This window comes from Shinella sp. (assembly GCF_052438155.1).
Classification (GTDB): domain Bacteria; phylum Pseudomonadota; class Alphaproteobacteria; order Rhizobiales; family Rhizobiaceae; genus Shinella.
Window position 1 is genome coordinate 26,790 of sequence record NZ_JBQVPI010000002.1, and the last position, 25,905, is coordinate 52,694.

General features: G+C 63.0%; 19 protein-coding genes. 8 read left to right on the forward strand and 11 right to left on the reverse strand.

Features of this window, described 5'->3' with window-relative positions:
• Positions 1-53 precede the first annotated feature (53 nt).
• Together mfd and ACT6VE_RS04795 are read right to left on the reverse strand one after the other, a co-directional pair.
• Complete coding sequence (mfd, locus tag ACT6VE_RS04790) at positions 54-3,566, reverse strand: transcription-repair coupling factor (RefSeq protein WP_444797485.1); 3,513 nt, start codon at positions 3,564-3,566, stop codon at positions 54-56.
• The gene (locus ACT6VE_RS04795) at positions 3,563-3,871 is read right to left on the reverse strand and encodes an FAD assembly factor SdhE (protein WP_444797486.1); all 309 of its coding nucleotides are present in this window, start codon (positions 3,869-3,871) and stop codon (positions 3,563-3,565) included. Before ACT6VE_RS04795 ends, mfd begins: the two co-directional genes overlap by 4 nt.
• Positions 3,872-3,978: 107 nt before the next feature.
• Here ACT6VE_RS04795 and recG point away from each other — a divergent pair, with 107 nt between their 5' ends.
• Entirely contained in the window at positions 3,979-6,084 is a 2,106-nt protein-coding gene (recG, locus tag ACT6VE_RS04800) for an ATP-dependent DNA helicase RecG (protein WP_444797487.1), read from the forward strand.
• Positions 6,085-6,165: 81 nt separating this feature from the next.
• Positions 6,166-6,381, forward strand: coding sequence for a hypothetical protein (locus ACT6VE_RS04805; RefSeq protein ID WP_444797488.1), 216 nt, complete (start codon positions 6,166-6,168; stop codon positions 6,379-6,381).
• A gap of 39 nt (positions 6,382-6,420) precedes the next feature.
• Here the strand turns inward: ACT6VE_RS04805 and ACT6VE_RS04810 are convergent, their stop codons facing one another.
• The 5 genes from ACT6VE_RS04810 to ACT6VE_RS04830 all read right to left on the reverse strand — a co-directional run bounded on the left by ACT6VE_RS04810 (position 6,421) and on the right by ACT6VE_RS04830 (position 12,729).
• The gene (locus tag ACT6VE_RS04810; RefSeq protein ID WP_444797489.1) at positions 6,421-7,128 is read right to left on the reverse strand and encodes a DUF502 domain-containing protein; all 708 of its coding nucleotides are present in this window, start codon (positions 7,126-7,128) and stop codon (positions 6,421-6,423) included.
• 35 nt (positions 7,129-7,163) lie between these two features.
• On the reverse strand, positions 7,164-7,658 hold the full coding sequence (locus ACT6VE_RS04815; RefSeq protein ID WP_444797490.1) for a GNAT family N-acetyltransferase: 495 nt from the start codon (positions 7,656-7,658) through the stop codon (positions 7,164-7,166).
• Entirely contained in the window at positions 7,655-9,481 is a 1,827-nt protein-coding gene (gene glmS / locus ACT6VE_RS04820; protein ID WP_444797491.1) for a glutamine--fructose-6-phosphate transaminase (isomerizing), read from the reverse strand. Before glmS ends, ACT6VE_RS04815 begins: the two co-directional genes overlap by 4 nt.
• Before the next feature lie 138 nt (positions 9,482-9,619).
• Positions 9,620-10,999, reverse strand: a complete 1,380-nt coding sequence (gene glmU, locus ACT6VE_RS04825) for a bifunctional UDP-N-acetylglucosamine diphosphorylase/glucosamine-1-phosphate N-acetyltransferase GlmU (protein WP_444797492.1) — start codon at positions 10,997-10,999, stop codon at positions 9,620-9,622.
• 80 nt (positions 11,000-11,079) lie between these two features.
• Positions 11,080-12,729: a Na/Pi cotransporter family protein gene (locus tag ACT6VE_RS04830; protein WP_444797493.1), complete on the reverse strand. Its 1,650-nt coding sequence runs from the start codon at positions 12,727-12,729 to the stop codon at positions 11,080-11,082.
• Between ACT6VE_RS04830 and ACT6VE_RS04835 the strand changes: the two genes are divergently transcribed.
• Genes ACT6VE_RS04835 through ACT6VE_RS04860 form a run of 6 tightly spaced genes read left to right on the forward strand, consistent with a single transcriptional unit; the run spans position 12,710 to position 18,482 of the window.
• The gene (locus tag ACT6VE_RS04835) at positions 12,710-13,009 is read left to right on the forward strand and encodes a hypothetical protein (protein ID WP_444797494.1); all 300 of its coding nucleotides are present in this window, start codon (positions 12,710-12,712) and stop codon (positions 13,007-13,009) included. The two genes, ACT6VE_RS04830 and ACT6VE_RS04835, sit on opposite strands and share 20 nt — an antisense overlap.
• Positions 13,010-13,012: 3 nt before the next feature.
• Positions 13,013-14,902 carry a SurA N-terminal domain-containing protein gene (locus tag ACT6VE_RS04840; RefSeq protein ID WP_444797495.1) on the forward strand — a complete coding sequence of 630 codons (1,890 nt, stop codon included), beginning with the start codon at positions 13,013-13,015 and terminating at the stop codon, positions 14,900-14,902.
• Between the two features lie 16 nt (positions 14,903-14,918).
• Positions 14,919-15,941: an anthranilate phosphoribosyltransferase gene (trpD, locus tag ACT6VE_RS04845; RefSeq protein WP_444797496.1), complete on the forward strand. Its 1,023-nt coding sequence runs from the start codon at positions 14,919-14,921 to the stop codon at positions 15,939-15,941.
• Positions 15,942-15,949: 8 nt separating this feature from the next.
• The gene (gene trpC / locus ACT6VE_RS04850) at positions 15,950-16,765 is read left to right on the forward strand and encodes an indole-3-glycerol phosphate synthase TrpC (protein ID WP_444797497.1); all 816 of its coding nucleotides are present in this window, start codon (positions 15,950-15,952) and stop codon (positions 16,763-16,765) included.
• On the forward strand, positions 16,765-17,259 hold the full coding sequence (gene moaC, locus ACT6VE_RS04855; RefSeq protein WP_444797498.1) for a cyclic pyranopterin monophosphate synthase MoaC: 495 nt from the start codon (positions 16,765-16,767) through the stop codon (positions 17,257-17,259). The genes trpC and moaC overlap by 1 nt, the downstream gene beginning before the upstream one ends.
• On the forward strand, positions 17,259-18,482 hold the full coding sequence (locus ACT6VE_RS04860) for a molybdopterin molybdotransferase MoeA (RefSeq protein WP_444797499.1): 1,224 nt from the start codon (positions 17,259-17,261) through the stop codon (positions 18,480-18,482). Before moaC ends, ACT6VE_RS04860 begins: the two co-directional genes overlap by 1 nt.
• Positions 18,483-18,518: 36 nt before the next feature.
• On the opposite strand, the gene ACT6VE_RS04865 is transcribed toward ACT6VE_RS04860, so the two are convergent.
• The 4 genes from ACT6VE_RS04865 to ACT6VE_RS04880 all read right to left on the reverse strand — a co-directional run bounded on the left by ACT6VE_RS04865 (position 18,519) and on the right by ACT6VE_RS04880 (position 25,895).
• Entirely contained in the window at positions 18,519-20,066 is a 1,548-nt protein-coding gene (locus ACT6VE_RS04865) for a caspase family protein (RefSeq protein ID WP_444797500.1), read from the reverse strand.
• Complete coding sequence (locus ACT6VE_RS04870) at positions 20,066-21,652, reverse strand: caspase family protein (protein ID WP_444797501.1); 1,587 nt, start codon at positions 21,650-21,652, stop codon at positions 20,066-20,068. The genes ACT6VE_RS04865 and ACT6VE_RS04870 overlap by 1 nt, the downstream gene beginning before the upstream one ends.
• Positions 21,652-22,545 (reverse strand): OmpA family protein, encoded by an 894-nt coding sequence (locus tag ACT6VE_RS04875; protein WP_444797502.1) that lies wholly within the window; start codon positions 22,543-22,545, stop codon positions 21,652-21,654. Before ACT6VE_RS04875 ends, ACT6VE_RS04870 begins: the two co-directional genes overlap by 1 nt.
• A 65-nt stretch (positions 22,546-22,610) precedes the next feature.
• Entirely contained in the window at positions 22,611-25,895 is a 3,285-nt protein-coding gene (locus tag ACT6VE_RS04880; protein ID WP_444797503.1) for a c-type cytochrome, read from the reverse strand.
• Between the last annotated feature and the right edge of the window lie 10 nt (positions 25,896-25,905).

Consider the following 25,905-nt stretch of genomic DNA (forward strand, 5'->3'; position numbering starts at 1 on the left):
AGGCCCGGTGCGCGACAGGAAATGGGCCGCCCGGCTTTCGCCGGGCGGCTTTTTCATGTCGGTTGTTTTGCCAGCCCCGCAAGCTGCGTCATTACCTGCGCCGCGCCTGTCAGGCGCTTTTCCGGTGTCGGGTAGTCGCGGGACAGGAACAGGCTCTGGTCAGGCCTGATCTTCGCGAGCGTGCCCTGCTTGGAAATGTAGCCGACCAGTGCGGCGGGGTTCGGGAACTGCTTGTTGCGGAACTGCACGACGACGCCCTTCGGGCCGGCATCGAGTTTTTCCACATTCGCCACGCGGCAGAGCGACTTGATGTAAACGATCTTCAAGAGATGCTGCACCTCGAGCGGCAACGGGCCGAAGCGGTCGATCAGTTCGGCGCCGAAAGCATCGATATCGCCGAGTTCGGTGATCTCGCCCAGACGGCGGTAGAGACCGAGGCGCAAATGCAGGTCCGGTACGTAGTCGTCCGGGATCATCACCGGCGTGCCGACCGAAATCTGCGGCGACCAGCCGCTGTCGGCGACCTCTTCGTCGCCCTTGATCTCAGCCACGGCCTCTTCGAGCATCTGCTGGTAGAGCTCGAAGCCGACCTCCTTGATATGGCCGGACTGTTCTTCACCCAAGAGGTTGCCGGCGCCGCGGATATCCAGGTCGTGGCTGGCGAGCTGGAAGCCTGCGCCAAGCGTGTCGAGCGATTGCAGCACCTTGAGGCGACGCTCCGCCATGCCCGTCAGCGTGCGGTTGACCGGCAGCGTCAGCAGCGCGAAGGCACGCACCTTCGACCGGCCGACGCGCCCGCGCAGCTGGTAGAGCTGGGCGAGGCCGAACATGTCGGCGCGATGGATGATCATCGTGTTCGCCGTCGGCACGTCGAGGCCGGATTCGACGATGGTCGTCGAGAGCAGCACGTCGTAGCGGCCCTCGTAGAAGGCGTTCATGATGTCTTCGAGTTCGGTCGCCGGCATCTGGCCGTGCGCGACCGCCACTTTCAGCTCCGGCACGTCCTGGCGCAGGAAATCATGGATTTCCGAAAGGTCGCTGAGACGCGGGCAGACATAAAAGCTCTGACCGCCACGATAATGCTCGCGCATCAAGGTCTCGCGGATGACGAGCGGATCGAAGGGCGAGATGAAGGTGCGCACCGCCATGCGGTCGACCGGCGGCGTGGTGATCAGCGACAGTTCGCGAACACCCGTCATGGCGAGTTGCAAGGTGCGCGGGATCGGCGTCGCCGAGAGCGTCAACACATGCACATCGCTCTTCAGATCCTTCAGCCGCTCCTTGTGCTTCACGCCAAAATGCTGCTCCTCGTCGATGATCAGCAAGCCGAGATTGGCGAACTTGATAGAGCTGCCAAGCAGCGCATGGGTGCCGACGACGATATCCGTCTTCCCCTCGGACAGTTCCTTCTTCGTCAGCGCCAGTTCCTTCGAGCCGACCAGGCGGGAGGCCTGCTGCAAACGGATCGGAAGCCCGCGGAAACGCTCGGTGAAGGTCTTGAAATGCTGGCGGGAGAGCAGCGTCGTCGGCACGACGACGGCGACCTGAACACCGTTCATCGCGGCGATGAAGGCCGCACGCAACGCCACTTCCGTCTTGCCGAAGCCGACGTCGCCGCAGACGAGGCGGTCCATCGGTCGGCCGGCGCCGAGATCCTCGCGCACGGCATCGATGGCGGTCGCCTGGTCGTCCGTCTCGTCATAGGGGAAGCGGGCAGCAAACTCGTCGTAGATACCGTCTGGAGCCGCCAGCACCGGGGCATGACGCACCAGGCGCGCGGCGGCGATCTGGATAAGCCCGTTCGCCATGTCGAGTAGGCGCTTCTTGAGCTTGGCCTTGCGTGCCTGCCAGGCGACACCGCCGAGCTTGTCGAGCATCGCATCGCTGCCCTCGCCGCCGTAGCGCGACAGAAGGTCGATGTTTTCGACCGGCAGAAAGAGCTTCGCCTCATCCGCATAGACGAGTTCGAGACAGGCATGCGGCGCCCCGGCCGCCTCGATGGTGCGCAGGCCGACGAAACGACCGATGCCATGTTCGGCATGTACGACGATCGAACCCTCGTCGAGACCAGCGACCTCCGTGATGAAATCCGCGCCGCGCTTGCGCCGCTTCGAGCGCCGCACCATGCGGTCACCCAGAATATCCTGCTCGCCGATAACGACCACATCGCCGGTCTCGAAGCCGCTTTCGAGGCTGAGCACTGCGGAACCCGCCTCACCCGGCTTCAGTTTGCGGACGTCGGCAAACTTTTCGACAGGCACGACATTGCCGAGGCCGTGTTCGGAAAGAACCTGCAACAGGCGATCGAGCGACCCCTCCGACCAGCCCGTGACGAGAACCTTGGCACCCGAAGCGCGCTTGTCCGCAATATGCGTCACCGCCTGGCCGAACACGTTGACGCGGGCGCCCTCCGCATCCTCGTTGCCCGCCGGCCGCGCCCAGCGCATGCCCGGCCGCGCCTCAATGGCCACGACTTGGCGCGCTTCGCCTTCATGCTCGTTGAAGGGCGTCAGGCGGATGGCGTTGCGTTGATCGAGTTCCTGCGCAAAACGCTCGGCATCGAGATAGACCTGGCCGGGCGGAACGGGTTTGTAAGGCGTGGACTGCGATATTTTGCCCTTGCCCGGCGTCGCGGACGCAACACGCGCGTCGTAATAATCACGCACGAGACGAGCGCGCTCGACAGCCGATTCCCGCACGGTATGGTCAGTGACGATACGAAAGCCTTCGAGATAGTCGAAGGTCGTTTCCAGCTCCTCATAAAACAGCGGCAGCCAGTGCTCCATGCCGGCATAGCGCCGGCCCTCGGAGACGGCGAGGTAGAGTGCATCGTCACGTGTCGTGGCACCGAAGGCGGCGAGATATTGCGTGCGGAAACGGGAGATCGTCTCCGGCGTCAACGTCACTTCGCTCATCGGGTTGAGATCGAGCGAACGCGCCTGGCCCGTCGTGCGCTGACTGGCCGGGTCGAAGGAACGGATTGATTCCAGCGTGTCGCCGAAGAAATCGAGACGCACCGGCTCGCCGCTGCCGGGCACAAAAACGTCGAGAATGCCGCCGCGCACCGCATATTCGCCGACCTCGCGTACGGTCGCGACGCGGTCGAAGCCGTTGCGCTCCAGTCTTGCGGCGACATCGTCCATGCGGATCTGGTTGCCGGGCCGGGCAGAAAAAGCCAGGCTTTCGATGATCGCGCGCGGCGCCGTCTTCTGCAGCATGGCGTTGACGGTGACGAGCACGATGGCCGGATGCGGCTTCTTCTGGTGGGCGATCAGCGCCGAGAGCGCGGACAGCCGGCGTGCCGAAACTTCGGCGCTCGGCGAGACGCGGTCATAGGGCAAACAGTCCCAGCCGGGCAGCGTCAGCACCGGAATGTCGGGCGCGACGAAGCCGAGCATCTGTTCGAGATCGGAAATGCGCTGGCCGTCCGACAGAACGAAGGCGATCGGGCCGGTCTTGCGGGCAAGATCGGCAAGGATCAGCGGCTCGACGCCTGACGGCACGGCACCGATGGTCAGCGGTCGGCCGGCAGCCGCGATGCGTTCAGGGGAAAAACCGGGGATCATGCGCGGTCGTCTTTGAAGAGCGGAGAGAAATCGGGGCGATAGGCGGCGATGCGGGGGAAGAGGCCGTCGCGAAATTCTTCAGGCACCGGCATTTCACCGGTCACCCATTTCACGAGGTCGTTGTCCTCCTCCTCCATGATGCGCTCCAGCTCATCCAGTTCGGCCTCGCTGAGGTTTTCGATCTCCGCATCGGCGAAGGCGCCGAGCACCAGGTCCATCTCGCGGATACCGCGGTGCCAGCAGCGAAAGAGGATGCGCTTGCGGCGTGGGTCGATCTCGGCGCTGGAGCGTGTCGTTCCCGTCATGATCGTCTTCACTTTCCTACCGCTTGGATCGTCTGGCGCTTCTATAGACTGGCAAAAGCCACTTGTCAGCCTTGCCAAAGCGTCCTTCTCCAGCGATTTTGCCGGTCATGCGTCCCGCCCTTCTTGATCCGCTCTTTGCACCGCTTTCTTCCCTTCCGGGCATCGGCCCGAAGCTGGGAGACCTGTTCGCACGCCTGCTCAACCAGGAGAGCATCGACGACTGCCGCGTCATCGATCTCGTTTTCCATTTTCCCCACAGTATCGTCGATCGCCGTAACCAGCCGGGCATTGCCAATGCGCAGCAGGGCGTCATCGTGACGATCACCGGTCGCGTCGATCGCCATCAGCCGCCGCCGCCCGGCAAATCGAACCAGCCCTACCGCGTCTTCCTGCACGACGAGACGGGCGAGCTGGCGCTCACCTTCTTCCGCGCCAAGGGAAACTGGCTGGAAAAAGCGCTGCCGATCGACGAAACGGTGGTCGTCAGCGGCAAGGTCGACTGGTTCAACGGCCGGCCCTCCATGGTGCATCCGGACTATATGGCCCGGCTTGGCGACGCCGACAACCTGCCGCTGGTCGAGCCGGTGCACGGCCTGACCGCGGGCCTGACGTCCCGTGTGCTGCGCAAGGTAGTGGAGGCGGCGATCGCTCGCGTGCCGCACCTGCCGGAATGGATCGAAGAGACGCTGTTGCAACGGGAGGGTTTCCCCTCCGCCTTCGATGCCATCCATCGCCTGCACGATCCGCGCGACGAGACGGACCTCGACCCACAGGCCCCCGCCCGCCGCCGGCTTGCCTATGACGAGTTCCTGGCAGGCCAGATTTCGCTCGCCCTCGTGCGCCAGCGCCTGCGCAAGGTCGCCGGCCGGCCGGTCGTCGCGACGGGTGCGCTCAGCCGACCGGTTATCGACGCCCTGCCCTTTTCGCTGACCAACAGCCAGCAGGTGGCAATTGCCGAAGTGCTCAAGGATATCGCAGGCGAGCAGCGCATGTTGCGGCTGTTGCAAGGCGACGTCGGCGCGGGCAAGACGGCGGTGGCGCTGATGGCGATGCTCGCCGCCGTCGAATCCGGCGGACAGGCCGTGCTGATGGCGCCGACCGAAATCCTTGCCCGGCAGCATTTTGCCACGCTGTCGCGCATGGCGGCACCCGCCGGCGTCACCATCGACGTCCTGACTGGCCGCACCAAGGGCCGCGAACGCGACGCGATCCTCGAACGCATCGCCTCCGGTGAAACGCAAATCGTCATCGGCACGCATGCGCTGTTCCAGGACAATGTCGTCTACAATGACCTCGTGCTCGCCGTCGTCGATGAACAGCACCGGTTCGGCGTGCACCAACGCCTGCGGCTGACCGCGAAGGGCATCTCGCCGCACATGCTGGTGATGACGGCGACGCCCATCCCGCGCACGCTGGTGCTTGCGGCCTTCGGCGACATGGATGTGTCGAAACTCACGGAGAAACCGGCCGGCCGCAAGCCGATCCAGACCGTCGTGGTGGCGCAGGAGCGCGTCGGAGAAATCGTCGATCGGCTGCGCGCAGCCATTTCCGAAGGCAAGAAGGCCTATTGGATCTGCCCGCTCGTCGAAGAATCGGAAGAGAGCGACCTGATGTCCGTCGAGGAGCGGCATGCGACGCTCGCCAGCGTCTTCGGCCCCGCCGCCGGCCTCGTACACGGCCGGATGAGCGGACCCGAGAAGGACGCGGCCATGCTCGCCTTCAAAACCGGTGAAACGCGACTGCTGGTCGCGACGACAGTGGTGGAGGTTGGCGTGGACGTACCGGATGCCACCATCATGGTGATCGAACATGCCGAGCGCTTCGGGCTCGCCCAGCTTCACCAACTGCGTGGCCGCGTCGGGCGCGGCGACGAGGCGTCGAGCTGCATCCTGCTCTACAAGGGGCCGCTCAGCGAGAATGGAAGGGCACGCCTTTCCATTCTGCGCGACACGGAAGACGGCTTCCGCATTGCCGAGGAGGACCTGAAGCTGCGCGGCGAAGGCGAGTTGCTGGGGACCCGGCAATCCGGCACGCCGGGCTTTCTGGTGGCAAGCCTCGAAGCGCATGGCGACCTTCTGGAGATTGCGCGCAAAGATGCCGCCTATGTGCTGGAGCGCGACGCCGACCTGACGAGCCAGCGTGGCGAGGCGATCCGCACGCTGCTCTATCTCCATCGCCGGGACGAGGCGATCCGGTTCCTGCGCGCCGGCTGATCACGACCACAAAATCGTGATTTCGTCGATCTGGCGCGTGAAGGCATACTGAGTAAGCCTCAGCGAAGAAGGAGAAATGCCATGAAGACAGTTCTCATAGTCGCAGCCACGATTGGCCTTTCGGCATCCGCAGCCTTTGCGGACTGTGCAGGCCACAGCAAGATCAATGCGGCCGCAGACGTCGACAAGACGATTACGACGGCAAGCGTCGTCACCACGGAAAAACAATCCCGTCTGCCGGCAGAAGCGGACCAGATCCTTCTGGACGACCAAAAAGACGCGTCGGCTTCAAAGTAAGCCGTTCGAGCCGTCCCTGTCGGGGCGGCTTGCCTCTCATCAGTTCTTTTTCTTGGCTTTCGCCTTTGCCTTGCGCTGTTCTTCGCTCTCCAGCAGTTGCAACGTCTTTTCCGGCGGCGTGACGAGGCCAACAGAGATGATGAGCTTGGCGGCATCCTCGGCGCTCATGTCGAGCAGCATGAGCTTCTCCCGCGGCACATAGACGAGGAAGCCCGCCGTCGGAAACGGCGTCGGCGGCAGGAAGCAGGCGACCATGTCCTTGCCCATCGCCTTGAATTTCGAAGCGATCTCGCCGCGCGCATCGGTCGCCACGAAAACGATCGCCCACAGGCCCGGCCCCGGATATTCAATCATCGCCGCCTTGTTGAACGACGTGCCCTTGTCCTTCAACACCGTCTCAAAAATCTGCTTGAGGCTTTTGTGCACCGTGCGCACCAGCGGCGTGCGGTTGAACAGCGAATCACCGAACTGGACGACAGTACGGCCGATGAGGTTCTTGCCGAGAAAGCCGACCAGCGTGATCAGCACGAGGGCGGTCAGCAGGCCGAAGCCGGGAATGGCGAACTGGAGATAGCTTTCCGGGTTATACTGCGCCGGAATATAGGGTTTCACCCAACTGTCGGCCCAGCGGATGAAGGTCCAGGTCAGCCATATGGTGATGGCGATCGGCGCGCAGATGACGAGGCCGGTCAGGAAATTGTTACGCAGCCGCATGGCAGGCGACTGTCTCGGAAGGAGGTCGGTCATCGGATATCCAGCGTGAGGCGAGCGTGGGAGGCCGCTCAGCCGTAGAAACCCGGATGATAGGAAACGGTTCCCCCGCCGTAAACCGGCGAAAACGCCACACGCATGAAATACTCTGGCGGCACCCCGTCCAGCGTGAGTTTCGGATCGGCCTCAAAGCCGAAGCGGCCATAATAGGCGGGATCACCAAGCAGCACGCAACCGGCCGCGCCCAGAGCCTTCAGGTGCTGAAGCCCCTCACGCACCAGCCTGCTGCCGATTCCCTCGCCCTGCCGGGCCGGATCGACGGAAATCGGGCCGAGACCGTACCAGTCAGCGCTACCATCGGAGACCGAAACCGGCGAGAAGGCGACGTGTCCGACAATCACACCGTCGACCTCCGCCACAAGCGACAGCGTCAGGACACCGGCCGCCCGCAGGCGGTCGATGATGACGTGCTCCGTGCCGTCGGCATGCGGCGCCGTCCGGAACGCCGTTTCCGTCAGGGTGCGGATGGCGTCGATATCGGCCGGCTGCTCGGGGCGGACGATCATTCGACCGTGACGGACTTGGCAAGATTACGCGGCTGGTCGACATCCGTGCCCATGAAGACGGCCGTATGATAGGCCAGAAGCTGGATCGGCAGCGAGTAGATCATCGGCGCGATGATCTCGTCGACATTCGGCAGAACGATCGTCGCCATGGTTTCCAGCTTCGAGGCCGCCGCACCCTTCTCGTCGGTGATGAAGATGATCCGGCCACCGCGGGCGGCCACTTCCTGCATGTTCGAGACGGTCTTGTCGAAGAAACGGTCATGCGGCGCAATGACGATGACCGGCATGTTTTCATCGATCAGCGCGATCGGCCCATGCTTCAACTCGCCGGCGGCGTAGCCTTCCGCGTGGATGTAGGAGATTTCCTTGAGCTTCAGTGCGCCTTCCATCGCCAGCGGATAGCTGGTGCCGCGGCCGAGATAGAGCACGTCCTTGAACTTGGTGAGTTCGCGGGCAAGCTGCTCGATCGACGGCTGGATGGTGTTCAGCACGCTTGCCATGATGCGGGGCATCTCGGCGAGGTAGCGAACGAGGTCCTTCTCTTCCGCCTCGGTGATCGTGCCGCGCGCCCTGCCCGCGCCGATCGCCAGCGCCGCCAGCACCGTCAACTGGCAGGTGAAGGCCTTTGTCGAGGCAACGCCGATTTCCGGGCCGGCGAGGATCGGGAAGACCGCATCCGATTCACGAGCGATCGTCGATTCCTTCGTGTTGACCACGGCGCCGATCTTCAGGCCGTGTTCCTTGCAATAACGCAACGAAGCCAGCGTGTCGGCGGTCTCGCCGGACTGGGAAATGAAGAGGGCTGCCGAGGCAGGATTCAGCGGAATTTCGCGGTAGCGAAACTCCGAGGCAACGTCGATTTCGACCGGCAGGCGGGCATAGCGCTCGAACCAGTATTTGCCGACGAGGCCCGCGAGATAGGCCGTGCCGCATGCCGAGATCGCAAGGCTCGGCACCTTGGCGAAATCGATATCCGCGGCAACGGGGCGAACCGTGTGGTTCAGGAAATCGACATAGTGAGCGAGAGCGTGAGAAACCGCCTCCGGCTGTTCATGGATTTCCTTTTCCATGAAGTGGCGGTGATTGCCCTTGTCGACGAGGTAGGCAGCGGCCGAGGATATCTGTCGCGGGCGCTCGACGCGGTTGCCGTCAAGATCGAAGATGTGCACGCCCTCGCGCCCCATCACCGCCCAGTCGCCATCGACGAGATAGCTGATATCGTTGGTGAATGGCGCAAGCGCGATTGCGTCGGAGCCGAGGAACATCTCGCCCTTGCCGTAGCCGACAGCGAGCGGCGGGCCGTTACGGGCTGCCATGATGGTCGACGGGTCGTCTTCGAAAATGACTGCAAGCGCATAGGCACCCGTGACGCGGCGCAGCATGGCATGCATTGCCTCGCGACGGCCGAGGCCCTGCCGGAGGTATTTTGCGACGAGCTGTGCGACGACCTCGGTGTCCGTCTGCGTCACGAAGGTCGCACCTTCAGCCGCCAACTCATCTTTCAGCTCGGAAAAATTCTCGATGATGCCGTTATGGACGACAGCGACGCCGTCGACGAAATGCGGATGCGCATTCTGCTCCGTCGGTGCACCGTGCGTTGCCCAACGCGTGTGGGCAATGCCGATGACGCCGGCCAGCGGCTCTTCCCCCAACCGCTTCTCCAGATTGACGAGCTTGCCTTCGGCGCGCCGTCGCTCGAGCTTGCCGTTGACGATGGTGGCCACACCCGCGGAATCATATCCCCGGTATTCGAGGCGTTTCAGGGCATCGACGAGCCGAGCTGCAACAGGCTGGTTTCCAACGATCCCGACAATTCCGCACATAAGCCGCTCCGCTCTTTCGAATGGTTTTGATTTGGTTCTTTTCGTAGAGATTTTTTACTGCAGCGCAACACGTCCATGCTCACTTTCGATTGCATGCATTAATGTGCAACACGTGCTGTAACGGGAGAGACGGGCCGGCTATTCGGCCGCCTTCTTCTTTGCATCCTTGATCGCCTGGTTGCGCTCGCGGATGACAGCGGCCCGTCCGGGCTTGTTTTCCTGCCGGGCGCGGCCGAAGGCGACCGCATCATCCGGTACATCTTCGGTGACGACGCTGCCTGAAGCGATATAAGCGCCATTGCCGATCGACACCGGTGCCACCAGCGACGAATTCGACCCGATGAAGGCGTTGGCGCCGATCCGGGTTATGTGCTTGTTGATGCCGTCGTAATTGCAGGTGATGGTTCCGGCGCCGATATTCGTCTTGGCCCCGATGACGGCGTCACCGATATAGGTCAGGTGGTTGACCTTGGCGCCTGCGCCGATATCCGCCTTCTTCACTTCGCAGAAATTGCCGACCTTCGCGCCCTCGCCGAGATTGGCACCGGGCCGCAGCCGCGCATAGGGGCCGACTTCCGCATCCGCCGCGACATGGGCTCCCTCGATATGCGAGAAGGAATGAATGACGGTCCCACTCTCGATGGTCACGCCCGGGCCGAAGACGACATTCGGCTCGATCGTCACATCCCGCCCGATCACCGTGTCATAGGACAGGAAGACGGTTTCCGGGGCGATCATGGAAACGCCGTCGATCATCATCTCGTGCCGACGACGCTGCTGCCAGAGCCGCTCGATGACGGCAAGTTCGGCGCGCGTGTTGCAGCCGGTCAGTTCCTCCTCCGGCGCTTCGACCGCGATCGCCCGCCCGCCTGCGGCCCGCACGATCTCGACGATGTCCGTGAGGTAGTACTCACCCTTCACATTGTTGTTGCCGATCCGGTCGATCAGGTCGAGGGCCTTCCGACCATCGATCGCCATCAGGCCGCCATTGCAATAGGTGATGGCGCGTTCGGCGTCGCTCGCATCCTTGTGTTCGCGGATCGCCAGCAGTTCGCCGTTCTCCACCAGCAGCCGGCCGTAGCCGGTCGGATCCGCAGTCTCGAAGCCGATGACGACGACGTCGGCGCCGGCCGCAAGGCCATCGCGCGCGGCGATCAGCGGCGCTTCGGTGATGAGCGGTGTATCGCCGAAGACGACGAGAACGTCGTCATAGCCCCTGGCAATGGCCGCACGGGCCGCGAGCACCGCATGTGCCGTGCCGAGGCGTTCCATCTGGATATGGACGGAACTTGTGACGGCAGCGTTCTTCGCCGCCGCTTCGACCTTTTCCGCGTCACGGCCCAATACGAGTGCGATATCGGAAATGCCGGCCTTGGCGAGTGCATCGACGACATGGGCGATCATCGGCCGGTTGCCGACCGGATGCAGGACTTTCGACTGCGACGACTTCATACGCGTGCTTTCGCCGGCCGCCAGAATGACGGCCAGGCAGTTGCGTTTCGTCCGGTCTGCAGTCATGGGAATCCCTCGTTCACCCGAAATCGATGGCGTTCCTTAGCAAAAAGCCACCCGAAGAGACAAAGGGATTTCGCAACAGGTCAATTTGCGCTGCTGCGCAGGCGGCTTTCCGTCAGCAACCCGCCTTCGTCGAGGATCGGATAGGCGACCGACACCAGATGGGCGTTGACCCGCTTCAGGTCGCGCAGGATGTCGAGATGCAGCGAGCTGGTCTGGAGACTGTCCAGCCGGCCGTCGCGCAGCCGTTCGAGGTGGCGCTCGGAGGATTGTTTCTCCATGCGGCGCACATCGACCTTCACCTCGACCAGCTGGCGTGCCAGACCGGAATCACGCGTGACGAAAATCGTCTGGGCGATGCGCAGGTTCTCGATCGTCAGGTTGAAGAGGTTGGAAAGTTCCTTGTAGCCGTCGTCGGAAAATTTCAGGCCGTTGACGATCTTCTTGCGCACCTGCTCCTGGAGACCTTTTTCGATGATGTCGCCGACATGCTCGAGATTGATCGCATAGTCGATGATGACGATCGAGCGGGCTGCGGATTCGCCGCCCACGCCCTGCCTGCCAAGCCGCGAAAGGTAGATCTTCACATCCTGCTGCAAGGCGTCGACCTGGCGTTCCAGCTCGGCGACATCTTTCAGCGGCGCGAGATTGTTGTCGTTGAAAGCGCGCATGGTGCTGATCAGCATGGATTCGATGATATCGCCGACCCGCAGCACTTCGCGGGTCGCGCCGGAAAGCGCGATGACCGGCGTCGAGAGCGCAGCGTCGTCGAGATATTTCGGCCCCGTTTCCGGCTGTTCCTCCTCCGGAACGAGCTTTTCCATAAGGCACGAGAGGGGACTGGAAAGCGGCCAGAGTACCAGAGCGACGGCTATATTGAAGACGAGATGCACATCGACCGGCAGTTTTGCGGCCGGAACCGGCAGCAGCGCCAGCAATTCGGCAACCTGTCCCGCGAAGGGAAGCACGACAAGACACCCGACACCGCGAGCCAGAAGATTGCCAAGCGTGACCCGTCGTGCCGAAGCCGCCGCCTTCAACGTCGCGATGACGGGCGGGACCGCACCACCGAGATTGGCGCCAAGCACGAGGATGACGGTCAATGCCGGGGACAGAATACCCATGGATGCGAGCGACAGGATGAGCACGACGACAGCTAGGCTCGACGAGGAGATGATGGCCAGCACGGTGGAAAAGGCAAGCGCCGCCGGCCAGGCACCGTCAAGCAGCTTCAGGAATGCGGCGAGCGCCGGCGACTGGCGCATCGGCTCCGTGGCGAAGCCGAGCAGATGCAGGGAGAGCAGCATCAGGCCGATACCGACAAGTGCGGAGCCAAGGCCCTGCCGAGCCGTGGAACTGCTCGATTTGTAGAGCACGACGCCGACCAGGATGACCAGTGGCGAAATCGATTCGATGCCAGTCGCGACCAGCCAGGCGGTGACGGCCGTGCCGACATTGGCGCCAAGCAGCACGATCTGCGCCATCCGTGCGCGGACCAGGTTGCGCTCGACGAAGGAGGCAATCATCAGGGCTGTCGCCGTGGAGCTCTGGAGCGCAACCGTCGCAACGAAACCGGCGAAAAAGGAGCGGAACGGCCCGCGCGTGCCGAGCGCCAGCCCGGAGCGCAATTTGACACCGAATGCCCGCGTCATGCCGTCCTTCACCTGCGCTAGGCCGAACAGGAGCAGCGCGACCGCGCCGAAAAGGTTGATCATGACGATTGTAGATTCCACTTTTGTTATTCTCCTCCACACCCCGGCCGTCGACGGACTCACGGCAGTGATCACGCATCCGATCATGAATTTTCAAATTATGACAGTGGATTTAGTCGGAAATCTGCCAATAATTTCAAAAAAAATTGGTTTGCCGGCAAAAGAAATCAACACAAAGACCGCATGGGTGAGAGTGTTGATTTTGCGCAGCATTGCAAACACGTTGCGGACTTCAAATCCCGTGAACTTTCCTTTAAGAGACGATTTCCGGCCGCATGGCCGCGTTCATGAGGAAATTTAGACGATGCTCGAAGCCCTGAGACGCTCCTCCCAGACCTGGGTGGCAAAAGCCCTGCTGATCGTACTGGTCGGTTCCTTCGCTGTCTGGGGCGTTTCGAGCTCGCTTGTCACGGCAACGTCCAGCTCCGTCGTCACGGTCGGCGACGTCAAGGTTTCGCCGACGGACTTCCGTTTGGCCTATGAGCGCCAGATCGCGACGATGTCGCAGCGCATCGGCATGCGGATCAATGCCGAACAGGCTCGCGCCTTCGGTATCGAGAACCAGGTTTTTGCCGAACTCGTTGCGGGTGCCGCCCTCGACCAGCTTTCGCGCGACATGAACCTCGGTCTTTCCGAAGGCCGCCTCGCCCAGCTGATCGCCGACGACCCGGCCTTCCGCGGCGTCAACGGCCAGTTCGACCGCCTGGCCTTCTCGTCCGTGCTTCGCAATGCGGGCCTGCGCGAGAACGATTATATCAACAACCGCAGCCAGGTGGCGATCCGCACCCAGGTGGTGGAAGCCGTTTCCGACGGCTACAAGGCACCGGTCGTGCTGACCGAAGCGCTCCGCCAGTACCGCAACGAAGCGCGTACCATCGACTACTTGCTGCTTAGCAACGCCAATATCGATCCCGTGAAGGCGCCGGGCGACGACGTGCTCGCGCCCTGGTTCGAACAGAACAAGGCAAAGTATCGCGCACCGGAATACCGCAAGTTCATCTATCTCGCGCTTGAGCCGAAGGACATCCTGGACACGGCTGCCATTACCGACGAGGCGCTTCAGGCCGACTACGAGAAGAACAAGGAAAAGTACCGCACGCCGGCAACCCGCACGATCGAGCAGCTGACCTTCGCCGACCGCGCCGCCGCCGATGCCGCGGCCGCAAAACTCGCCGCCGGCACGACCTTCGACGCGCTCGTCACGGAACAGGGCAAGACCCCGGCCGACGTATTGCTCGGCGATTTCACGAAGGCGAACGTACCGGACCAGAAATTTGCGGAGCCGGCTTTCGCCGTCGCTACGGACGGCGGCACGACGCCGGTCATCGACGGCACTTTCGGCCCGATCATCCTGCGCGTCACGAATATCCGCCCGGAAGTGCTGAAGACTTTCGACGAGGTGAAGGAAGAGCTGCGCAACGAGCTGGCGCTCTCCGAAGCGGCCGACGGCATTCTCGCCGTGCATGACCGTATCGAGGACAGCCGCGCCGAGGGCCTCAGCCTTGCCGAGGCTGCCGCCAAGAACAACCTGAAGGCTGTGACGATCGATGCAATCGACGCCCAGGGCAACGACCAGAAGGGCGAAGAAATCAACGGCCTGCCGGAAAAAGCCGCCCTTGTCGGCGAAGTCTTCAAGACAGAAATCGGCACGGAAACCCAGCCGGTCAATGTCGGCCGCGAAGGCTATGCCTGGTTCGAAGTGCTTGACGTGGTGCCGGATCGCGACCGCACGCTGGATGAAGTGCGCGACCGCGTCGTCGCCGACTGGACGGCCGAGCAGCAGCGTCAGGCGCTTGCCAAGAAGGCAGGAGAACTGGCCGAGCGTGTCAGCAAGGGCGGAGACCTCGCCGCTATTGCCGGCGAACTCGGCATTGCCGTCGAAAACAAGATCGGCCTGCGTCGCGGCGCCCAGGATCCAGTACTCGGCCCGGCCGCCGTTGCCGCCGCCTTTGCTGGTCCGGTCGGCCATGTCGCCAACACGCCGGGCGTTGATGGCGAAGGCCAGATCCTGTTGAAGGTCACGGAAGCCAACGCGGATACCGCAACCGACGCGCTCTCCAACGACGAGCAGCAGATTGCTGCCGTCGCCCGCGCCAGCGGCGACGACATTCTCGACCAGATGGTCAGCGCGCTGCAGACGGCCTACGGCGTCTCGATCAACCGCGCACTCGCCGAACAGAGCATCACGCGGTAAGGGAGACGGGAAATCCATGTCCGACCTGAAACCCTATATTGCCAAAGTCGCGGCGGGAAACCTTCTCGACCGCGAGGAGGCGAGAGGCGCTTTCGAGATCATCATGTCCGGCGCCGCCACGCCCTCGCAGATCGGCGGCTTCCTGATGGCGCTGCGCGTGCGCGGCGAGACGGTGGACGAGATCTACGGCGCCGTCGGCTCGATGCGGGCCCGCATGCTGCCGGTCACCGTGCCGGCGGATGCGATGGATATCGTCGGTACCGGTGGTGATGGCGCCGGGACATACAACATCTCGACGCTCGCCGCGATCATTGTCGCGGGCGCCGGCGTGCCGGTCGCCAAGCATGGCAACCGCGCGCTCAGCTCCAAGTCCGGTACAGCGGATGCCCTCTCCTGCCTCGGCGTCAAGCTCGATATCGGCCCGGCCGAGATTGCGCGCTGCGTGCACGATGCCGGCCTCGGCTTCATGTTCGCTCAGTTGCACCACCCGGCAATGAAGCATGTCGGCCCGTCGCGCGTCGAACTCGGCACGCGCACCATCTTCAACCTGCTTGGCCCCCTTTCCAATCCCGGCGGCGTCAAGCGCCAACTCCTCGGCGTCTTCTCGCCGCATTGGCTGGTGCCGATTGCCGAAGTGATGCGTGACCTCGGATCGGAAAGCATCTGGGTCGTGCACGGCGAAGGCCTCGACGAGATCACCACGACCGGCACCACGCAGGTCGCCGCACTCGAGGACGGAAAGATCCGCACCTTCGAACTGACACCCGCCGATTTCGGCCTTCCGCAGGTGAAACTCGACGACATCCGCGGTGGCGACGGCGCGCACAATGCCGCCGCCCTCCTTTCGGTGCTCGGCGGCGCGCACATGCCCTACCGTGACATATCGCTTGCCAATGCCGCCGCCTCGCTTGTCGTAGCCGGCAAGGCGGAAACCCTGATGGACGGCATGGTGCAGGCAACGGAAGCGCTCGAAAGCGGCCGCGCCCGCGCCGCACTGGAACGCCTTGTCGCGGTTTCCAATGAAGGCCAGGCGGAGTAGGATTGGCCATGACTGATATTCTGAAGAAGATCGAAGCCTACAAGCTGGACGAGATCGCCGCCGCCAAGGCGCGCGTCGCGCCCGCCGAACTTCGTGCCCGCATCCGCGACCAGCCGCCGCCACGCGGTTTCTTCGCGAGCCTCAAGGACAAAAAAGCAGAAAGTCGCTTCGGCCTCATCGCCGAGATCAAGAAGGCCAGTCCCTCGAAGGGGCTCATCCGGCCGGATTTCGATCCGCCGGCCCTCGCCAAGGCCTATGAGGCCGGTGGTGCCGCCTGCCTCTCCGTGCTCACCGACACGCCGAGTTTCCAGGGCGCACCGGAATTTTTGATCGCGGCCCGCGAAGCCTGCGCCCTGCCGGCGCTGCGCAAGGATTTCATGTTCGACAGCTACCAGGTGCTGGAAGCCCGCGCCTGGGGCGCGGACTGCATCCTGCTCATCATGGCCTCGCTCAGCGACGACACCGCGAAGATGCTGGAAGATTCGGCCTTCTCGCTCGGCATGGACGTGCTGATCGAAGTGCATGACGAAGAAGAGATGGAGCGCGCGCTGAAGCTGAAATCCAAGCTCGTCGGCGTCAACAACCGCAACCTGCGCACCTTCGAGGTCGATCTTGCGGTTTCGGAAAAGCTCGCCGGCATGGTGCCGGATGACCGGCTGCTCGTCGGCGAAAGCGGCATCTTCACCCACGCGGACTGCGAACGCCTCGGCAAAGTCGGCATTTCGACCTTCCTCGTCGGCGAAAGCCTGATGCGCAAGGACGACGTGGCGGCCGCAACGCGCGAACTCCTCACCGGCTCGGCCGGCATGCTGGCGGCGGAATGATGGCCGGGACGGCTGACACGCTCACCCATATCGATGCCTCCGGCGAAGCCAATATGGTGGATGTCGGCGACAAGGCCGAGACCGTCCGTATCGCCGTCGCCGAGGGTTTCATCCGCATGGCGCCGGCGACGCTCGATCTCATCCTCAAGGGCGACGCCAAGAAGGGCGACGTGATTGGCACGGCGCGCCTTGCCGGCATCATGGCCGCCAAGCAGACGTCCAACCTCATCCCGCTCTGCCATCCGCTGATGCTGACGAAGGTCGCAGTGGACATCCGCGAGGACCGCGCCCTGCCCGGCCTGCGCATCGAGGCCATGGCGAAATTGACCGGCCGCACCGGCGTCGAGATGGAGGCGCTGACCGCCGTCAGCGTCGCCTGCCTCACCATCTACGACATGGCAAAGGCCGCAGACCGCGAGATGGAAATCGGCGGCGTCCGGCTGCGTGAAAAATCCGGCGGCCGCTCCGGCGATTACAAACGCAGAGACAGCTGATGTCCCTTCTTCCTGTTACCGATGCCCTCGATCGCCTGCTCTCCGGCGCAAGGCCACCCCTTCGGACGGAACAGGTTTCGCTGCATGACGCCCAGGGTCGTGTGCTCGCAGAAGACATCGCGGCACGGCTCACCCAGCCTCCCTTCGACAATTCCGCCATGGATGGCTATGCCGTCCGCCATGCTGACATTGCCGAACTCGGCTCCGTTCTGAAGGTTGCTGGCACGTCCGCCGCCGGGCGCGCCTTCGAAGGTGACGTTGGTTCCGGCGAGGCCGTGCGCATCTTCACCGGCGCCCCGCTTCCCGCTTTCGCCGATACCGTGCTCCTGCAGGAAGACGCCGAGGTGCTGGAGGGTGGCCGCATCCGCACGACCTTCCTCACGCCGAAAGGCCGCCATATCCGTCCCCGCGGCCAGGATTTTTCCGAAGGCGACGTCGTGCTCAAGGCCGGCGATATGCTCGATGCCGGTCGCCTGACGGTCGCCGCTGCGATGAATCATCCGCAACTGACCGTCTACGCCCGACCGCGCATTGCCGTGCTTGCCACCGGCGACGAACTCGTGCCGCCTGGCACGCCGCCCGGTGCCAGCCAGATCATCGCCTCCAACACCTACGGCGTCTCCGCCCTTGCGCGTGAGGCCGGCGCGGAAGTGATCGACCTCGGCATCGTTGGTGACGACAAGCAGGCAATCCTCGACGCCGTGCGCAACGCTCTGTCGCTCGATATCGACGTGCTCGTCACGCTCGGCGGCGCGTCCGTCGGAGATTTCGATCTCGTTCAGCCCGTGCTTGGCGAAGCTGGCATGGAACTCGACTTCTGGCGCATCGCCATGCGCCCCGGAAAGCCGTTGATGGTCGGCCGCCTCGGTGCCATCCATGTTGTCGGCCTGCCTGGCAACCCCGTCTCCAGCCTGGTTTGCTCGCTGCTTTTCCTGGAACCCCTTGTCCGCCATCTCGCCCGTCTGCCTGTAAGAAACCGGCAGCGTCCGGCCCTTGCCGCTGTCGCGCTCAAGGAGAATGACCAGAGGCAGGATTATGTGCGTGCACGCATCCATCTGGCCGCGGACGGGGCCTATCGCGTGACGCCGTTCGCGAAACAAGATTCCTCGATGATGAAGGTCTTCGCCGAATCGGAAGGCCTGCTCATCCGTCCGCCGCATGCGCCGGCAGTGCCGGAAGGTGCTGCTTGCGAAATCCTGCTGATTCGCGAGCCGCAAGGCTGAGCCGGCGCTGGCGGGTGGCCCCAGCGGCCCACCCGCTCAATAGACCGTATATTTCAACAGCCCAAGCGACCAGTTGACGCCACGGTTTTCCGTATCGCGCGTCCAGGTCTGTTTCAGCGTGCCGGCAATCTCGGCGATTGTGGTGCGGGCATCCAGTTCCTTGGTCAGGCCATAGTCGTTGGGCGCAACCTTGGTGAGGTCCACATCGTCGGCGACGACGATCGCCACCAGGACGTTTTCGCTTGGGCCATCGGCCTCGAATTCAAAGCCGTAATAGTCATCGGGAATGGTAAGCGGCATGTTCGGCGTAAGCGGCGTGATCTTCTGCGCCGCTTCGTTCGGGAAAATCTGCGTTGCCTTGCCGTCCTTGTCGACATCGTAGAGGATGAGATGTCCGCCCGTGCTGCTCGTTACGGTAATCTTGAAGGCATCGCCGCCCTTCAGGTGATCAGAGGAGAGCGATACCTTGACGTCACCCGTCTGCGGCTTGCCGAGAATGTCGCCAACAGCATCCATCGGGTCCGCGGCCACATAGGCCGTCTGCTGCGTGTTCTCGACCTTGACCTCCTCGACCTTGCCATAGTCGGGGTTCTGCTGCGTTTCGCCGCCGGTCTGCGGCTGCTGGTATTGCTGTCCGCCCTCGGCGGTCGGCGTGACGGCGCTGGCGCCGAGCAGGGCGTAGTTGACCTCCAACTGCGGATCGAGACCCTGGCACTGCGTTTGCGCTGAGCAATAGGTCTGCGACTGCTTTTTCACATATTCGAGCAGTTCCGCATTCGAGATGATGCCATTGCCATTGCTGTCGCCGGCGGAAATCTCGTGGCCATTGACATAGGAAAGTGTGAAAACGCCGTGCCGTTCTTCCGGCGGCAGGCGCGTATCATCCCAGGCAACCTGATAGGACGAGGCAGCACTCCACGCCTCCACGCCGTTCTGCTTGGCGATTTCCGGCTTGTCGACCACGGCGACATCGATGCGCAGGCCGCGCGTCTTCAACGCGTCGGCGGGCTTCGCGAAGGGGCGCGGCAGGAAGCGCGCGCTTTCCAGCGCCTCACCGACATCCGTCGAGAGCGAGCGTGAAATCGTACCGGAATGGCAGGCGTCGATGACGATGGACACGGCGCGGTCCTTCAACTTCGCCAGCATCGCGTCGATCTCGTCGTCCAGAATGACATTCGACCAGTCGCCATCGCCGGCAACAATGTCATAGGTCGACAGCGCCTCGTCCAGCCCGTCCTCCTCGTCACCGCTCACATCCTTCACCTGAAGGCCGTGACCGGAGAAATAGAAATAGACCCGGTCGCCCGGCTGCGTGCCGTTGACCAGCCACTCGTCGATGCTGGCGAGGATCGCCGCGCGGCTCGCATCCTTGTCGAGCAGGACCCGGATCTGGTCTGCCGCATAGCCCTGCTTTTCCTTCAGCAGCTTTTCGATCAGCGGCACATCGTTCTTCGGCCCTTCAAGGAACATTTTTTCCGGCAAGGACGCATAGGTGCCGATGCCGATCAGGAGCGCCCGATCGGCGGCCTCCGCGCCGGAAAACAGGCTGAGCGACAGGAGAAGAGCGGCGGCGTAACGGATCATCAGAGCGTTTCCCGCGTGTAGAGTGGTTGAATGGCGACACTGGCCTCTTTGCCGTCGAGACGGGTCGTGAGGGCCTGCAGCACGGCTTCGGCGGTCACGTTCTTGTCGGCCAGCGCCGCGCCGATGGCATCGACCGGCTCGGCGGTCCAGATCGTGATGAGATGGTCGGCGCCAAAGGGTTTGACGACCTCCAGATCCGTCAGCTTGAATTCGGAGCTGTTCGTGCCCGCCGCCTGCATGTCGAGGAACTGCACCTCGCCCGTATTGGCAAGGTTGAAGACAAGCATGTTCGGATAGCGGCCGGGGGGGGCGTCGAAGCGCAGGCGATCACCGGCCGCGTAGATATCCTTGGTGGGCGTCAGCGAGACGGAGCCGGGATTCTGGCTTGCCATGGCTTTCAGGAAGTCGAGCAGCACATATTTGTCCACCACCGCCTGGATACGGTCCGCGCCGACACTTTCGGCCGCGACATCGCCGTTCGGCGTGTAGAAGACGCCGGTCGCCACATCCCAGTGATAGGGTGTTCCGGTGCCGTCGGTATTGTTCGGCTTGTCGGCCGTTCCGTCGATCTGAAGGGCGATATTGCCCGTCCAGCCGAGATCCTGCGCCGTTTTGATGACCCTGCCAGTGTCGGCCGCGCCGCCGTCATTGGTGTCCGTGGTGTCTGTTGTCGTGGTATCGCTTCCCTCGACCGGGATGCCGCGCGTCAGGGTTACGACGACCTCGCCATCCGAACGCGCCACCTGCGGCGTGAAGTTCGGCACTTGCAGCGCTTCCGAGCGGTTCTTCACATTGCTGAAGACATAGTCTTCAAGCTCAATGCGGGTGATGATGCCATTGCCGTCGCGGTCGGCGCTGCCTTCCAAGGCGCGGGCAAAACTCCAGCTCAACGCGCCACGCGGCTCGCCGTCGATGATGACCTCCGGCGTCGGCTGGCTTTCCAGCGAGGCAGCCAGCACCGTCACCTGCTTGAAGCTGACTTCCTTGAGATTGGCCCCGGCGATCGCCTCCTGCGAGGGCGGCGCAAGCTTGACCTTGACCGCCGGTGCCAGGCGGCTCTTGCCCTTGATCGACCGGCTCATGCCGCCGGAAAAGCAGCTATCCGAGACGAAAAGCACATGCACGCCCTTGCTCTCGGCCTCGGCAAACCAGGCGTTCATCTCGTTGTCGACGATGATCTCGTTGGACGTTTCTTCATGACGGTTGCGGTCAAAACCCGGCAGCTGGAGAAACTCGTCGAGGCCATCGGCCTCATCGCCGGCGACAAGCTCGGGCATCTGCGCACCGTGGCCAGCGTAAGTGAAGATGATCGTATCACCGGCGGCGGCCTGCGCCACCATGTCGGTCCAGGCCTTGCGGATATCGTCCTTGCGCGCCTGCTCGTTGGTGAACTTGGTGGCTGTGAAGCCCGCCGCACTCATCGAACGATAGACGTCTTCCGCGTCCCGCACCGCGCCGTCGAGACTGACATCGTTCGGATATTGGTCAACGCCGACGACGAGCGCATAGGTCTGCGCCGCGAAAACCGGCGCTGGCAGCGCGACGGCAAGAGAAAGGGCCAGGAGGCGGGGCAGCGTCTTCATCATTATTGCACATCCACTTCCACGCGGCGGTGCAACTGGTTCAGCGTCTCCGTATCATAGGCGCTGGCATCGTCCGGCTTGAAGGGCTGGTCCTCGCCCTTGCCCTCGGTGGTGATCGTACCGGCATAGCCGGCCGAATAGAGGTAGGTCTTCAGCGTTTCGGCGCGCGCAAGCGAGAGCTTGTAGTTCGCATCAGCGGAGCCGACGGGGTCGGTGTGGCCGATCAGCGTGATCGAACCGGGTTTGACGGTCTTCAGGCACTCGGCCAGATCCTTCGCCGCCTCGATACCCTCCGGCGCAAAATCCGCCGTGCCGAAGATGTATCGTATAGGCGTCGACTTCTTCTTGATCGTCACGCCGCGGAACGAAACCTTGCACCCGCCACGCATGGCAAGTTTCACCGGGCGGGGTGCGGCAAGCCGCATTTCGCTGGCCATCTTGTCGAGGCGCAGGATGTACTGTTCGTCTGGCGCCATCCAGTCCGGCGTCAGCGTCTCGTTCGATCCGTCTTCCAGTGCAATCTGGTAGAACCGTGCCGCCTGCTCGTAATCCTTGCGCTCGCGGGCAAGATCGCCCAGCGCATCGAAAACCTGCCAGGGACCGCCATATTGCCGCTGGAGGTTTTCCAGTTCCTGCTGATGATCGGACAGCTTGCCGCCATTGCCCACCGCACTCGAGATGCGGTTGAAGGCCGTGAGAGCTGCAATGCGACCGACCAGCGTGCGTTCGTTTGCGCTGCAATTGGCCGTACCGGCGGTTTCTGCAAGGGCGCGTGCCTTCTGCTCGTCGCCGGCATTGAACGCCTCGATGACGCCGGTGAAGGCATCGCAGGCCGCTGCGGCCGGCGCAGCTCCAGCCAGTAAGAAGAGTGTCGCTGCCAGGGATCGCATCAGCATTGTCAGTCCAGCCCTTGTCCTCGTGGTCGGAATGGGCAGGGGCCTGAAGGCCCCTGCCCGGCTTGTCACTTTATCTCGAAAGTCACCATCTGGAGACCGGCCGCGCCATTGTCCTGCTCCGCCTGCTTGGCGAGGTTGACCGCAATGCCGCGGGTGGTCGGCTGCTTTGAGCCGACGGATAGCTGCTTGGCCTGCTCGGCCGTCAGCTTCTGGTCGCCGAGGCCGCCGATCTTGCAGTAGGCGATCATCGTTTCGCCGGGCGACGGCGAATCGAAGGTCAGGTTGCCTGTGCCCGGTTGCGGGATCAAGCGGCGTTCGCCGACGTTCAGCGTAGTGCTGCCGATCATGACGTCCGGAATGATCTCCACATTGCCGGTGTCCTCCACATACATCACCTGAAGCTCGCAGGCGTGGTTGGTGCTGAGCTCGAAGCTCAGGTAGTCCCCCACCTTCGCACTTGTCGATGGGACATGCAGGGCAAGCTTGACCTTTTCAGCCTGCGCCTTGTCGTCCTGCTTGTAGGCCGGTGTGACGTAGGTGTTGTTGACCGGATACTGCTCGCCACCCGTTGCCTGCTCCTGCTTCTGCTCCGGCTGCTGATAGCCGGTGTTGTCCACGGCCGGCTTGGTGTAGGCGGCATCGCCGGTAGTGTTGGCGGCAACGTCCGGATTGACGCCGCGCTTCAGCGGCTGGAGCTGCAGCAGCGGTTCCAGCATGAAGGCATACTGTTCCTCCACCTCGGTGCGCGGGATCGTGGCGCCGGATTCGAGCGTCGCAACCCAGTCGATGCCGACACGCAGTGCATTCACGTCGGTGAGGCGGCGGATGTCGGAAGAGAATTCCTCCGGCGTCATGTCGAACTCGGCAGCCAGCTGTTCGAAGTTCAACTCGTCCTCATACTGGTCAGCGAAGTAGGTAAAGATTTCCGCCCCGCCAGGCGCCTTCAGGCCAGTCTTGCCCCCGCCGGATGTTGGTTCCGTGATGCCGAGACGGTCGAGCGCGGCGACGAAACGATCCGTGTCGCGCTTGTAGACCTCGTTCAACTCCTCCTGCGGCACATAGACGGCGAGCAGCTCGTCCTGCTGGTCCTTGGAGAACAGCGTGGAGGTTTCGATATGCTCGCGAAGCTGGTCGCGCTTGGAGAGAATGCCGTCGAAGTGGCAGTCGAAGCACGAGCGGGCATTGATGATCTCGACGCCCTTGCCGATCGGCCGCTTGCGGAAGGAGACGATCGCCGTCGGGCCGATGTCGAGCTGGTCGCCCTTGTCGGTCGAGAGATAGTAGCCCTGCATGCCGTTCGGAAGCGAGAAGATCATTTCGCCACCGTCATGATCGAAGGCGACGAGACCGGCCTTCAGGCGAACACCTTCGGGGCCTGCCGGGAAGCGCTTCAGCACCTGCTTGCCGACGTCGCCTGCGAAGTCATAGGACTTCCAGTAGTAGCCGCCAAACGGCATGTCGTGCCGTTCCAGCATGCGGTTATGGTCGGATACGCCTGACGAACCGTCGGCAAAGCCGGCACGAACGATGCGGCGGCGCTCGATGTTTTGCTCGACAGGCACCTGGAAGCGCTTTTCAAGCTCCGCAATATTGGTCGGCAGCTTCATGAGGCGGTTGTAGACCTTCGGCCGAGCGCCGTTGCTCATGAACCAGTCGACGCGCATGATGGGAAGCTGTGACTGCGTCGCCTTGGCAAGCGAGTGCAACTGGGCATCGCTCGCCGGGTCCACGCCATAGAAATACTCGTTGATCAGGAAGTCGTAGTCTTCCTGGCTCCATTCGAGGTCGCGCAGGTCGACGCGAACGAGCAGGCCGTCGGAGCCCTCCACTTCTTCGGGAAACACCAGCTCAGGCCCGTAGGACAGCGAGTTCAGCAGCTTTTTGAAGCCACCCGCCAACACCCGCATGCGCTTCAGGAAGGTTTCGTGCGTCTCGCAGCTCATCATGCCGTTGTACTGGTCGCGATAGCTGAAATAGCGCATGAACGGCTGGTCATGCTCGTCCACCTTCGAAATATCGCGCAGCGCCAGCTCGACGAAATCGAGATATTTCAGCATCGGCCGAGAGCGCTTTGTCTGTGTTGCGGAGACCGCCGTCGGAATATCCGACTGGTTCAGCGAATTGATCCAGTTGGCAAGGCCCTGCACTTCGGCATCGTCCGGGCGTTTGCCGAGCGGCATCCGGCCGCTGGTGACGCTGGTGTAGAGCAGCGACTTAGCAGCGTCGCCGGGTGTCACGAAGGCCGGGTTGGAAGCAATCGAGGCAAGGTCGCCCGATGGGAACGAACCTTGCGAGCTTTCTCCTGGGCCATGGCAATTGCGGCAATATTTGCCGATGAAGGCGTCGGCGGCCGAGGCAAATTCCGCACTGCCGCCGGCGGCGCCGAGCGCGCTTTCGGCCGTCGCTTCGCTGCAGACCGGCGTGGGGCTAGTCTCGACGGGGGTTACCTTCACCTCGCGATCGGCGAGAAAGGCGTACATCGCCTGCTTGTCCTCATCGGACAGCGCCGAAAGGCCCTGCGCGATCCGGCGCATGACCGGATCGGACAGCGGCGAACCGGAGAGCTTCTTGCCCTCGTCGATCAGTCCCTTGGTGAAGACTTCATGCGAGGCAAGGCCGCTCATGCGCGCCTTGGTGATATCCGGCGCGACGGCGCCGGTCAGACCTTTTTCGCCTTCATAGGCGCGGGCGAGATCAAGGCCGTAAGTGGTGGTGCGCGGCGTATGGCAATCGCCGCAGCCGCCGACATTTTCGATGAGATAGCGGCCGCGCTCCATCTGCGTTTCCTCGCGCGGCTGGTAGGCCTGCACGGTGAAATGGCTGCGCTTCCAGAGCGTCAGCGTGGTCTGCCGGTTGAACGGGAAGGCAATCTCATGCTCGTGCGAGGCGGCGTCCGACTGCGGCAGCGTATCGATATAGGCTTTGATATCCAGCACATCCTCCGGCTTCATGCCGCCATAGGACGTATAGGGCATGACCGGGTAGAGGTTGTTGCCTTCCTTGTCGAGGCCGACCATCACGGCGTTCAGGAATTCCGCATTCGACCAGCCGCCAATACCGTTCGGATGGGCGGAGATGTTCGGCGCGAAGAATTTGCCGATCGCCGTCTGCATTTCCATGCCGCCGGACAACAGCTCGGTATTGTCGCCCGAACCGTGGCAGGCGCCGCAGCCGGCGGCGCCGAACATGATCTTGCCGTTGTCGACATTCGGCTGGTAGGTGCCGAAGGCATCCGGTGCGAACTGGTCGATCGCCAATGCCCCGGTGGGACAGACGGCCAGCATGGCAAGGCCAAGCGTTGCGGCAATGCCCGAGCGCCGGCGGGAAAATGATGTCTTGAACATGCGCATGGCTTGTTCC